The following is a 12679-nucleotide window of genomic DNA, read 5'->3' as shown; positions in this document are numbered from 1 at the left end:
ATAGACTTGGGCGTTGCCCGTCATCGATCCCTGCCCGAGAGGCCCCCACCACCCCATGAAGCTCGTCTTCGCCGGTACACCCGAGGTCGCCGTTCCCGCTCTGGACGCTCTTCTCGCCTCCGGGCGGCACGAGGTGGCCGCTGTCGTCACGCGACCCGACGCGCCGGCCGGACGGGGGCGCAGGCTCGTCGCGTCGCCCGTCGCCGAGCGGGCGGAGGAGGCCGGGATCGAGGTGCTGAAGCCCGCGAAGCCGAAGGACCCCGGGTTCCTGGAGCGACTGCGGGAGATCGCGCCCGACTGCTGCCCCGTCGTCGCCTACGGCGCCCTGCTGCCCCGCGTCGCCCTCGACATCCCCGCGCACGGCTGGGTCAACCTGCACTTCTCGCTGCTGCCCGCCTGGCGGGGCGCCGCACCCGTGCAGCACGCCATCATGGCCGGCGACGAGATCACCGGGGCCTCCACGTTCCTGATCGAGGAGGGCCTCGACTCCGGGCCGGTGTACGGGACGGTGACCGAGGAGATCCGGGCCACCGACACCAGCGGGGACCTGCTGACGCGACTCGCGTTCGCCGGGGCCGGGCTGCTCGCGGCGACCATGGACGGGATCGAGGACGGCACGCTGAAGCCCGTTCCACAGCCGGCCGAGGGGGTCAGCCTGGCCCCCAAGGTCAACGTCGAGGACGCGCACCTCGACTGGAAGGCGCCCGCGCTGCGCGTCGACAGGGTGGTGCGGGGTTGCACCCCGGCGCCCGGTGCCTGGACCACGTTCCGCGGGGAACGGCTCAAGCTCATCCAGGTCGCCCCGTTGCCCGACCGGACGGACCTCGCCCCGGGTCAGATCGCCGCCGGGAAGAACAACGTGTACGTCGGCACCGGTTCCTACGGTGTCGAGCTGCTGTGGGTGCAGGCCCAGGGCAAGAAGCCGATGCGGGCGGCGGACTGGGCCCGCGGGATGCGGATCACCGAAGGGGAGCGGCTCGGGGGCTGAAGCCGGACGGGCGGGGCGGCTGGGTTGCCCGGCCGCTGGTTGCCTCCGCGTCCGGCGGCTGGGTGCCCGGCCGCCGGGCGCTTCTTGCCCCCAGCGGCTCGATGCCCCGCCGCTGATTCCCTCTCGCGCCCGGCGGCGTAGGCTGGGCGGCGCACTTCTTCTCACCCCCGGAGCACCTTTTTCGTGAGCGACCAGCCCCGTCGGCCCCGCACGTCCGGCAAGCCCTACCGTCGGCCCAAGAAGGACCCCGTCCGCATCCTCGCCTTCGACGCGCTGAGGGCCGTGGACGAGCGGGACGCCTACGCCAACCTCGTCCTGCCGCCCCTGCTGCGCAAGGCGCGTGAGCAGGGCGACTTCGACGCCCGGGACGCGGCGCTCGCCACCGAGCTGGTGTACGGGACGCTGCGGCGGCAGGGGACGTACGACGCGATCCTCTCGACCTGCGTGGACCGGCCGCTCGGGGAAGTGGACCCGCCGGTGCTGGACGTGCTGAGCCTCGGCGCGCATCAGCTGCTCGGGACGCGGATCCCCACGCACGCGGCCGTGTCCGCCACCGTCGAGCTCGCCCGGGTCGTCCTCGGCGACGGGCGGGCCAAGTTCGTCAACGCCGTGCTGCGGAAGGTCGCCCAGGACGATCTGGACGGCTGGCTGGAGCGGGTCGCGCCGCCCTACGACGCGGATCCCGAGGACCATCTCGCCGTCGTGCACTCGCACCCGCGGTGGGTCGTGTCCGCGCTGTGGGACTCCCTCGGTGGCGGACGCTCCGGCATCGAGGAGCTGCTGCGCGCCGACAACGAGCGGCCCGAGGTGACCCTGGTGGCGCGGCCCGGGCGGTCCGGCGCCGAGGAGCTGCTCGGTGAGGACGCCGCCGTGCCGGGGCGCTGGTCGCCGTACGCTGTGCGGCTGACCGAGGGCGGGGAGCCCGGCGCCATCGCGGCGGTGCGGGACGGGCGCGCGGGTGTGCAGGACGAGGGGAGCCAGCTCGTGGCGATCGCCCTGGCCAACGCGCCGGTGGAAGGGTCCGACCGGCGGTGGCTGGACGGGTGTGCGGGGCCCGGCGGCAAGGCCGCGCTGCTGGGGGCTCTCGCCGCCGAACGGGGGGCACTGCTCGTGGCCTCCGAGAAGCAGACCCACCGGGCCGGGCTCGTGGCCCGGGCGCTGGACGGGAATCCCGGGCCGTACCAGGTGATCGCCGCGGACGGGACCCGTCCGGCGTGGCGGCCCGGCAGCTTCGACCGGGTGCTGGTCGACGTGCCGTGCACCGGCCTCGGCGCCCTGCGCCGCCGCCCGGAGGCGCGCTGGCGGCGCCGGCCGGAGGACCTGGAGGGATTCGCGCCGTTGCAGCGCGGGCTGCTGCGGACCGCTCTGGAGTCGGTGCGGGTCGGCGGCGTCGTGGGCTACGCGACGTGCTCGCCGCATCTCGCCGAGACCCGGGCCGTCGTCGCCGACGTGCTCAAGCAGCACCCGGACACCGATCTCCTCGACGCACGCCCGCTGCTGCCCGGCGTCCCGGATCTTGGTGACGGGCCCGACGTGCAGCTGTGGCCGCATCTGCACGGGACCGACGCCATGTATCTCGCACTCATTCGCCGGACCGGATGACCCCCTGAGACCGTGGACGCCTGCCTGCTGGAGTGCTCATCGCGCAGGCCGGCAGAGTGCTGAGAGGTGCCGAGGGGCGGCGCTGAGCGAGTGCTGAGGTGAGGTGCCGCCCGGGGCGGCCTTTCGGGCGCCCCGGGCAGCGGGTTCACGTGTCGTGTGGCGGGGCGGCGGTTCGCCGTCCGGGTCAGCGCAGCGAGAACGTCGACAATCTCTGGCCCTCGCTCAGCACGAGGTACACGTCCTGGCGCCCCTTCGCGGAGGCGGACAGCGAGGCGTTCACCGTCTCGTACGCGTACACCGACCCCGTTCCGGACGTCTTCGCCGTGCCGATGAGCGTGCCGGTCGGCGAGCCGAGCCGTATCTCGACCTTCCCCGCCGCTCCGGCCACCCGCGCACTGAACTTCGCCGCGCCGGAGCCCAGTTGGGCATCGGCGAACTCGAGCCAGGCCCCGTCGGCCGAAGCCCCCACCGCGGTTCCGCGGACCTTGGACTCGTCGACCAGCCGCACACCCTCGTAGTCGTCGAAGTTCTCGGCCCGGGTCGGCCGTGAGAGATCCCGGGCCGGGATCGTCTCGCCGCGCACCTTCAGGGATGTACGGGAGCGGATGTCCTCGGAGGACGCGCCCACGAGGACGTCGTACGTGCTGCTCTCGACCACCCACTTGGAACGGGTGACGTCCCAGTGTGCGAGGTCCTTCGTCGTGAGCCTCAGCTTGACGGTTTTCGTCTGGCCCGGCTCGAGCGATACCCGCTGGAACGCCTCCAGCTGTTTCAGCGGCTGCTTGTCGCGTGAGACGCGCTGGTGGGTGTAGAGCTGCACGACCTCGTCACCGGCACGCTTGCCGGTATTCGTGACGGCGACCTCATATCCGTCGTCGAAGCGCTTCAACTTCCCGTAACGGAAGGAAGAGTACGAGAGTCCGTAGCCGAACTCGTAGAGCGGGTCACCCTTGAAGTACTGGTACGTGCGGTCGTGCTTGATGTTGTCGTACTCCAGGATGGAGGGGAGGTCGGCCTCCGACTCGTACCAGGTCTGGGTGAGCCGTCCGGCCGGGTTCACGTCGCCGAAGAGGACGTCGGCGAGGGCGTTGCCGGTCTCCTGGCCCGCGTGGGTGGTCCAGAGGAGGGCCGGGACCTCCTTCTGGAGGGCGCCGAGGGTGGTCGGGTAGCTGTTCTCGACGACCACGACCGTCTTCGGGTTGGCCGCTCGCACCGCCTTGACCAGGGCTTCCTGGGACGGGGCCAGGCTCATGTCCTCGCGGTCGTCGTTCTCGCGGCCGTTGATCGCCGGCATGGATCCGACCACCACGACCGCCGCGTCCTTGTTCTTCACCGCCGCCACGGCATCCTCGGCGCCGCTGCGGACGACGTCCTTGGTGTAGCGCGCGGCCTCGGCCTTGGCGACCAGACCGAGGGTGCCGTCGTCGCCGGTCGGGCCGAGGTAGACCGGGCTGGACCACCAGGGCTCCCGGGTCTCGTAGCCCGCGTACCGCAGCAGGTACGTGCCGTCGGCCTGCTCCTCCAGCGCGAACTGCTGCTGCACGAACCAACCGTTCGGCTGGACCTGGTCGTTGACGAAGTTCGACCAGTTGTAGCCGACGTACTTGCCGTTCGCGGCCGACCGCAGGGTCACGATGCCGGCGCCCCAGTCGAACACGTCGAACCGGGCCTCGGCCCCACCGGACGCGCTCTCCCTCAGCGCCTCGCCGTCGGCGTCCGTCCCCGCCGTCACGTACCTTCCGCTCTCCGCGTTCTTCAGCGTGATCCGGTCCACGCCTTCACTGCTCGCGACCGACGTGCCGAGTTTCGCGGCGATGCCCTCCTTGGGCGTCACGGCGTACGGCAGGGTGCCCGAGTACCAGTCGGTGTAGAGGGTGTCGGCGAGCGGGCCCACGACCGCCACGTCTTGGGACGCGGAGGCCTTCAGGGGCAGGGTGGCGCCGGAGTTCTTCAGCAGCACCGCCGCATCGGCCGCCGCCTTCCGCGCGAGCTTCTGATGGGCCGGGCTGTTGATGACGGACTTGTCGAGGGAGCCGTATTTCCCGCCGCCCGGGTCGAATTCACCGAGCCGGACACGGATGTTCAGGATGTGCCCGGCCGCCGTGTCGACGTCCGACTCCTTCAACAGCCCTTCGGACACCGCCGACTTGATGGCCGACGTGGTCCGCGCGGAGTTCGAGTCGTCCGTCGTGAAGCTGTCGATGCCCGCCTTCAGCGTGGCCGCGTTGCCCTCGGTCAGGGTGTCGTAGTACTTCTGACTGCCGCTGCCGATCAGGTTGTTGGGCGCGTAGGCGTCGGTGACGTTCAGGAGGTCGTGGGAGGTCCAAGCGCGTACGTCGTCCAGCGCCGGATTGACCGTCGCCGGGCGGCCGTTGACGAGGTTGTACGAGGACATCACGCCGGTCGCCGCGTCCGCCTCGATCGACGGCCTGAAGGCCGGCTCCTCGTACTCCTTCAGCACACGTGGGCGCAGGTCGGACGAGGTGGTGGTGCGGTCGACCTCGTTGTTGTTGCCGAGGAAGTGCTTGAGCGTGGGCGCCGTCTTGAGGTGGTCGGGGTCGCCGCCGGTGAGGCCGGTGCCGTACGCGGTCGCCATCGCGCTCGTCAGGTACGGGTCCTCGGAATAGCCCTCCTCGTTGCGGCCCCAGCGCGGGTCGCGCAGCGGATTGACCACCGGGGCCCACAGGTTGAGGCCCCAGCCGGGCGGGCGCTCCTGCTGGAAGCCGCGTGCTTCGTCGCCCACTGCCGAGCCGACCTTCTTCACCAGCGCCGGGTCCCAGGTCGACGCGAGGCCCACGGCTTGCGGGAAGACAGTGGTCTCGCCGAGCCAGGCGACGCCGTGCAGGGCCTCTGTGCCGGTCTTGAACGACCGGATGCCGAGGCGGGGGATCGCCGGCTGGTATTGGTGGAGCAGGGAGATCTTCTCGTCGAGGGTGAGGCGGGCGAGGAGGTCGTCGACGCGGCGGTCGACGGAGAGCTTCGGGTTGCGGAAGGCGTACGCCGGGTCGTTCGCCGCGGCCGTTCCGGTGGCCGTGACGCCGAGTCCGGCGACCAGGCCCAGCACCAAGGCCAGGGCGGGGGCGCCCCGTCCCACGGTGGTTCTCCGACTTCTCTTGCCTTTCATGACACGGCTCCTTCAACTAGGGCCTTGCATCTGGGGCTCGGACAAGATTGCTTCCGTGGGGGAGTGGGGTGGGGGGTGGTTCAGGGGCGGGGCATGGTGCTGGCCCGCACGGTGAGCCGAGGTGACAGCAGAGTCACCTCCGGTGCGGTACCGCCGCCGAGTTTCTTCATCAGCAGGTCCACCGCACCGGCGCCCACCTCGACGGCCGGTATGGCGATCGACGTGACGGGGACGCGGACGTGCTCGGCCAGTTCGTCCGGGCAGATCGCCGTGACCGACAGATCCCCCGGGACCCGTAGGCCGAGCCCCTCGAACGCGTCGATCAGCGACTCCAGGATCGGCTCGTTGTGCACGACGACACCAGTCAACGCGGGCCGCTCCCGCAGGAGTTGCTCGGCGACCTGGCGAGCCGCCGCGGGCGTCGACTCGCAGGGGTGGACCGAGGAGGACAGCCCGTTCCGGTCGGCCGCGGCGGTGAAGCCCTGGACCAAGCGCTGGGCGAACCCCGTCTCCCGTACGTACACCTCGGGCGGCGACCCCACGAGCCCGATCACCCGGTGCCCGAGCCCGGCCAGATGCTCGACGCACAGCTCACCCGCCGCCCTGAAGTCCAGGTCGACGCAGGTCAGTCCATCGGGCGACTGGGGGAATCCGATCAGCACCGAGGGCCGGTCCAGGGCGCGGAGCAACGGCAACCGGGGATCGTGAAGCTGGAGGTCCATCACGATCAGCGCGTCGACCAGTGCCGTGTCCGCGACGCGCCGCAGCCCCGCCTCACCCTCCTCCTGCGTCAGCAGCAGCACGTCGTGGTCGTACTGACGGGCGGAGGTCACCACCGACACCGCGAACTGCATCACCACCGGCACATGGATGCCGGCCCGTAACGGAATCACCAGCGCCAGCACGTTCGACCTGCTGCTAGCCAGCGCCCGGGCCCCGGCGTGCGGACTGTAGCCGAGTTGGAGGATGGACGCCTCGATGCGCTGCCGGGTCTCCTTGGAGATCGGGCGCTTGCCGCTCAGGGCGTACGAGACGGTGCTGGGGGAGACCCCTGCGTGCCGCGCCACATCGGTGATCTTGACCATCAGCCGAGCTCCACCGTCAGGAATCCGGTGCCGGCCTTCGCCCGCACCTCACGCCCGCACGAGGCCAGCCCCCAGGGCGCCGAGGGGTCGCTGCAGGAAGCCCGCAGCGTGTCCCCTTCGCGGACGACGGTGAAGGTCACGTCTCCCACCGGAACCGTCACCTGGGCGCCGCGCCCGAGCTCGTACGCGTGCAGGGTGACGCCGTCGGCGTACGCGTAGTCGGGCCGGTCGTCCACAGCCCCCACCGGGATCACCGCACCCGGCCTGACCAGCAGCGGAACGCTCAGGAAGCCGTGCCGCTCGCGCACCCAGCGCGGTCCGGTGACCGACCGCCCACTGAGGAAGTGGGTCCAGGTGCCCTCGGGGACGTAGTACGAGACGTCCCCCTCGTCGGAGAACACGGGCGCGACCAGCAGGTCGGGGCCGAGCATGTACTGCCTTTCCAGATGCGCGCACCCGGGGTCGTCCGGGAACTCCAGGACCATGGCGCGCATCATCGGCACGCCCTCGGTGTGGGCGGTCCGGGCGGCCTCGTACAGGTAGGGCATGAGGCGCAGTTTCAGACGGGTGAAGAGGCGCAGGACGTCCACGGACTCCTCGTCGAAGAGCCAGGGGACGCGGTAGGAGGAGCTGCCGTGCAGCCGGCTGTGCGAGGACAGCAGCCCGAAGGCGATCCACCGTTTGAAGAGGGCGGGCGTCGGAGTGCCCTCGAAGCCGCCGATGTCATGGCTCCAGAAGCCGAACCCGGACAGACCGAGGGACAGCCCGCCGCGCAGGGACTCGGCCATCGACTCGTACGTCGCCTCGCAGTCGCCGCCCCAGTGCACGGGGAACTTCTGGCTGCCGGCCGTCGCCGAGCGGGCGAAGAGGACGGCCTCCTCCTCGCCGCGGTGCTTGCGGAGCACGTCGAAGACCGTGCGGTTGTACAGGTACGTGTAGTAGTTGTGCATCCGCTCGGGGTCGGCGCCGTCCGCGTACGCGACGTCGACCGGGACCCGCTCCCCGAAGTCGGTCTTGAAGCAGTCGACGCCCTGCGCGAGCAAAGCCTCCAGCTTCGACGCGTACCACGCGCGGGCGGCCTCGCTGGTGAAGTCGACGAGGGCCATCCCCGGCTGCCACAGGTCCCACTGCCAGACGCTGCCGTTCGGTCGCTTCAGCAGATGCCCGAGGGCCTTGCCCTCCGCGAAGAGCGGCGAGCGCTGCGCGATGTACGGGTTGATCCATACGGAGATGTGCAGGCCGCGGTTCTTGAGGCGGGCCAGCATCCCCTCCGGGTCCGGGAAGACCCGCGGATCCCACTCGAAGTCGCACCAGTTGAACTCGCGCATCCAGAAGCAGTCGAAGTGGAAGACGGAGAGCGGGAGTTCGCGCTCCTTCATGCCGTCGATGAAGGAGGTGACGGTGGTCTCGTCGTACGAGGTGGTGAAGGACGTCGACAGCCACAGCCCGAACGACCAGGCGGGCGGCAGGGCCGGGCGGCCGGTGAGGGCCGTGTACTTGCGGAGGATGTCCTTCGGGGTCGGGCCGTAGATGACGTAGTACGTCAACTGCTGTGTCTCGGCGCTGAACTGGACCCGCGACACCGCCTCCGAGCCGACCTCGAACGACACCCGGCCCGGATGGTCGACGAAGACGCCGTAGCCCGCGTCCGTCAGATAGAACGGCACGTTCTTGTAGGCCTGCTCCGTGGCCGTGCCGCCGTCGGCGTTCCACATGTCCACGACCTGACCGTTCTTGACCAGCGGCCCGAAGCGTTCGCCGAGTCCGAAGACCTGCGTGCCCACGCCGAGGTTCAGCTGCTCGCGCAGATAGTGGCCGCCGGTGCCGGTGTCCCGCATGATGCCCATGCCCTTGGGGCCGCTCGAGGTGAGGGTGCGGCCGTTCGCGAGGAAGTCGACGTGCCAGGGGCCGGTGCGGTTCACTCTGATGGCCAGGGCGCCCGCGGTGAGGGTGGCGGACTCCTCGTCGTACGCGGTGAGGGCCGTGAACTCCTCCTTCGCCAGTTCGAACTGGGGTCCGTGCGGCTCCTCGCCCTCGAAGTGCGTGAACGTGACGCCGATGACGTCCGGCATCGGCGCGTGCGCGCTGATGGTCACGACCGGTCCCTTCAGCAAGTCGCCGCGGTGGCGGATGGGCTGGGTCGGCGCGTGGATCTCCAGGGCGCCTGACCCGGCGGTCACATCCAGGACCTCGACCGGATGGGCCGCGGTCACACCCTCGCGCAGCAGCCAGTAGCCATCGGTGAACTTCACTGCGTACCCCTTACTTGACGGCACCCACGGCGATCCCACGGGTGAGAGTCCGCTGGAAGACGAGGAAGAAGACGATGGCGGGCAGCACGCCCAGCAGCGCGGCGGCGTTCGTCATCGTGGCGTCCATCAGGCGCTGGCCCTGGAGCACACCGAGCGCCACCGACACGGTCTGGTTGTCATTGGAGATCAGCATGACCAGGGGCAGCAGGAACTCGTTCCAGGTCCAGATGAAGAAGAAGACCAGCAGTACGCCGATGGTCGGGCGGCTGACGGGGACCACGATCCGCCACAGCACCTGCCACTTGTTCGCCCCGTCGATCTTGGCGGCCTCGATGATCTCGCGCGGGAACCGGCCGAGCACGGCCGAGAGGAGATACGTACCGAACGCGGCCTGGACCACGGTGAAGACGATGACGACGCTCAACCGGGTGTCGTACAGGCCGGCTTCCTTGCTCAGGTAGTAGACCGGGTAGACCAGCGCCTCCTGCGGCAGCATGTTCGCCAGGACGAAGAAGGCGAGCACCCAGGTGCGGCCCTTGATGCGGCCGATCCCGATCGCGTACGCGTTGAGGACGGACAGGACGACGGCCAGGAGAGCCACACTGCCGCTGATCAGTACGGAGTTCACGAGCTTCTGCCCGAAGTCGACGCGCTCCCAGAAGTCCTTCAGGCCGTCCAGGTAGACGCCCTCGGGGAGGCTGAGCGGACCGTTCGAGGAGTACTCGGCCGGCGACTTCACCGCGTTGAGCGTGACGATCAGGAAGGGCAGGACCATGAACAGGGCCCCGATGATCAGGGCGACGAGGACGGGAAAGCGGCCGACGACGGAGCGGACGGACCGGCGTGACCTGGTGCGTACGGCTTGTACGGCTGTCATGTGCGGAGCCCTTCCTCGGCGTCCTCGGCGCGGGTCTGGAGCTTGAGGCCGATGAGCGCCAGCACGAGGATGACCACGGTCAGCACGGTCGAGATCGCAGCGCCGTAGCCGACCTGGGTCTTCTCGAAGAAGGTGGTGAAGGAGAAGTAGGAGGGGACGTCGGTCGCACCGCCGGGCCCGCCTTTCGTGAGGACGTACACCGCGCCGAACACCTTGAGCGCGGCGATCGTGCACCAGAGGAGGACGACGTAGATCTCTGGACGGATCTGGGGGAGTGTGACGTGCCAGAACCGTCGCCACCAGTCGGCGCCGTCCAGCTCGGCGGCCTCGTACAACTGCGGATCGACGCGTTGCAGGCCCGCCATGAAGATCACCAGCGGAAAGCCGAGCTGCACCCACACCATCACGCCCATCACGCTGTAGAGCGCGATGTCGGGGTCGCCGAGCCAGTCCTGCTGGAGGCTGCCGAGCCCGATGGCCTTCAGGAGCTCGTTCAGGGAGCCGTTCTCCGGTGCGAGGATCCAGCTCCACACGATGCCCGCGACCGCGATCGGCAGGACCTGCGGGAGATAGAAGCAGGCCCGGAGCACGGTGACCGTCTTCGTCCCGAAGTGCTTGCCGACGAAGTCGAACAGGGCGGCCGCGAGAACCAGCCCCATCACCGTCGGCACCGCCGCCATCGCCACGACCATGAACAGGCTGTGCCGGAAGGACGCCCAGAACTCCGAATCGCCCATCAGCTCCCGGTAGTTGGCGAGCCCGGCCCACTTCGGGGTGCCGACGCCCTGCCACTCTGTGAAACTCACGCCCGTGTTCATGAGGAACGGCACGATGATGATCGCGAAGAAGGCGAGGATCCCCGGGAGCAGGAACAGGTTGTACGAGTCCCGCGGGCGGCGAGGGTCCTTCGCGTGCTGGTGCTTCTCGGTGACCCGGCCGCCCCGTCGTCCCCGTTCGACGGTGACCGTCACGTCTTCGGTGCGCCCTTGTCGTACGCCTCCTGCACCGCGTCCAGGAAGGCCTCCGGTTTCGCGCTCCCCGTGATCAGCTTCTGCGTCTCGGAGACGAGGACGTCGTAGAAGCCGGGAACGGGCCAGTCCGGGTAGAAGGCCAGGCCGTCCCGCTCGGAGAGCGTGTTGAAGTCGGCGATGAGCGCCTTGGCCTGCGGGTCGGTGATGGCGGCGGGGTCGGCCGCCACCGGGACGCCGCCCTTGTTGCCGAGCAGGTTCTGGATCTTCTTCGACATGGTGATGTCGATGAAGTCGTACGCCAGCTCCTTGTTCTTGGCGCCCTTGGGGACGACCCAGAGGTTGCCGCCGGAACCGAGGGTCATGTCCGAGTCCGGCCAGAGGAAGGTGCCCCAGTCGAACTTGTTCTCCGCGGCGAACCGGCCGTACCACCAGCTGCCGGAGAACAGGATCGGGCTCTTGCCCTGGATGAAGGAGACCCCGGCGTCCTCCGCCTTCGTACCGCTGGACTTCTTGCTGATGTAGCCCTTCCTCACCCAGTCCGCGAAGGTCTCGGCAGCGTACGTCCAGGCGGCGTCGTGGAAGTCGGTCTTGCCCTTGTAGAGCTGGTACGAGTCGACCCACGCGCGGTCGGCCTTCGACAGCGCGAGCTGGTAGAGGTACTGCCCGGCCATGTACTCGGCGCCCGCGTTGGCCAGCGGCGTGACGCCCTCGTCGACGAACCTGTCCATGGCTGCCGTGAGTTCGTCGAACGTGGTGGGTTCCTGGATCCCGTACTTCTTGAAGAGATCCTTGTTGTAGAACACCATCGTGTACTCGGCGTAGTTGGGGATCCCGTACCACTTTCCGGAACCCATCACGCCATTGGTGTCGTACTGGCTGGTCGTCCGCACCCCGGAGCTGAGCTTCTTGTCCCAGCCGCGCTTGGTGGCCTCGGCGGACAGATCGGTCAGGAGCCCCTGCTTGGAGAGGAGCCCCGCCGTCGCGTTGCCCTTGTTGTACTCCATGAGGTCGGGTGCGTCGTCCGAGTTGAGGACCATCGGGGCGGTCTTCTGGATCTGTTCGAAGCCCTTCTCCTCGAACTCCACCTTGACCCCCGGATGGGTCTTCTCGAACTCCTTGATGGCCGCGTTCCAGGCCACGCCCATCGCGCTGTCCGGGCCCTCGTAGTGCCACAGTTTCAGCGTCTTGCCGTCTGATCCACCACTGTCAGAGTCGCCGCAGGAGGCCAGGAGCAAAGTCCCGCTCAGAACCGCCGCAGCGGTCGCCACCACACGCCTTCGTGCCGTCAACATCCAGTGCCTCCAGGGGAGTCGGATGGCTCACTGTCCCGGTGAGTCGTGCTCGTCACGCTCGTCGTGGGGGGCGTCACGCAGGGTTCATCGAATCGTTTCGATGCGGGACGTCGAAGCGCTTCGACGGAGGAAGGTATGTGGGCGCAGGGGGCGCGTCAATGGGGCGCGTCAGAATTGGGACTGGTGTTCGGCGGGTCGGACGCGGTGTCCGTCAGCCGCGCATGGCTGTCGCCGTCGGGATCGGGCCGTAGCGGCTTGTCACGTCCGCAGGGGAGGGTCCAGGCGGAGGCGGGGTGGTGGTCGGGAGGATGTGCTCCCCCTCTGGCCGGTGGACAAGGCAGGGGGTCGGCGTGGTGGCGTCCAGCCGTCCGGTCGGGCGAACCACTGCTGGTCAGCCGGGGTTCGGCAGGGCGTGGAGCCAGTCCGCGACGAGCGAGATCGCGAGTCACGGCTGTAGTGCCCGGCCCGGAAAGAACCGCACCACACAA

Annotated in this window: 8 protein-coding genes; 2 read left to right on the top strand and 6 right to left on the bottom strand. The window is 69.4% G+C overall.

Annotated elements, in window-relative coordinates:
- Positions 1-55 precede the first annotated feature (55 nt).
- A complete protein-coding gene (gene fmt / locus ACWD1U_RS18315) occupies positions 56-988 on the top strand; it encodes a methionyl-tRNA formyltransferase (RefSeq protein ID WP_451108968.1) in 933 nt (310 codons plus the stop codon).
- Between the two features lie 183 nt (positions 989-1171).
- Complete coding sequence (locus ACWD1U_RS18310) at positions 1172-2590, top strand: RsmB/NOP family class I SAM-dependent RNA methyltransferase (RefSeq protein ID WP_451108646.1); 1419 nt, start codon at positions 1172-1174, stop codon at positions 2588-2590.
- Between the two features lie 184 nt (positions 2591-2774).
- Here the strand turns inward: ACWD1U_RS18310 and ACWD1U_RS18305 are convergent, their stop codons facing one another.
- From ACWD1U_RS18305 to ACWD1U_RS18280, 6 genes are all read right to left on the bottom strand, one after another.
- Complete coding sequence (locus ACWD1U_RS18305; RefSeq protein WP_451108644.1) at positions 2775-5714, bottom strand: glycoside hydrolase family 3 C-terminal domain-containing protein; 2940 nt, start codon at positions 5712-5714, stop codon at positions 2775-2777.
- A gap of 80 nt (positions 5715-5794) precedes the next feature.
- A complete protein-coding gene (locus tag ACWD1U_RS18300; RefSeq protein WP_451108643.1) occupies positions 5795-6799 on the bottom strand; it encodes a LacI family DNA-binding transcriptional regulator in 1005 nt (334 codons plus the stop codon).
- Complete coding sequence (gene yicI / locus ACWD1U_RS18295) at positions 6799-9051, bottom strand: alpha-xylosidase (protein WP_451108641.1); 2253 nt, start codon at positions 9049-9051, stop codon at positions 6799-6801. The genes ACWD1U_RS18300 and yicI overlap by 1 nt, the downstream gene beginning before the upstream one ends.
- 10 nt (positions 9052-9061) lie before the next feature.
- Complete coding sequence (locus tag ACWD1U_RS18290) at positions 9062-9928, bottom strand: carbohydrate ABC transporter permease (RefSeq protein WP_451108639.1); 867 nt, start codon at positions 9926-9928, stop codon at positions 9062-9064.
- Positions 9925-10899: a carbohydrate ABC transporter permease gene (locus tag ACWD1U_RS18285; protein ID WP_451108637.1), complete on the bottom strand. Its 975-nt coding sequence runs from the start codon at positions 10897-10899 to the stop codon at positions 9925-9927. Before ACWD1U_RS18285 ends, ACWD1U_RS18290 begins: the two co-directional genes overlap by 4 nt.
- The gene (locus ACWD1U_RS18280; RefSeq protein ID WP_451108635.1) at positions 10896-12191 is read right to left on the bottom strand and encodes an ABC transporter substrate-binding protein; all 1296 of its coding nucleotides are present in this window, start codon (positions 12189-12191) and stop codon (positions 10896-10898) included. The genes ACWD1U_RS18285 and ACWD1U_RS18280 overlap by 4 nt, the downstream gene beginning before the upstream one ends.
- Positions 12192-12679 lie beyond the last annotated feature (488 nt).

This window comes from Streptomyces sp. NPDC002788 (genome assembly GCF_053592115.1).
This window is presented reverse-complemented; position numbering and strand designations above follow the sequence as displayed.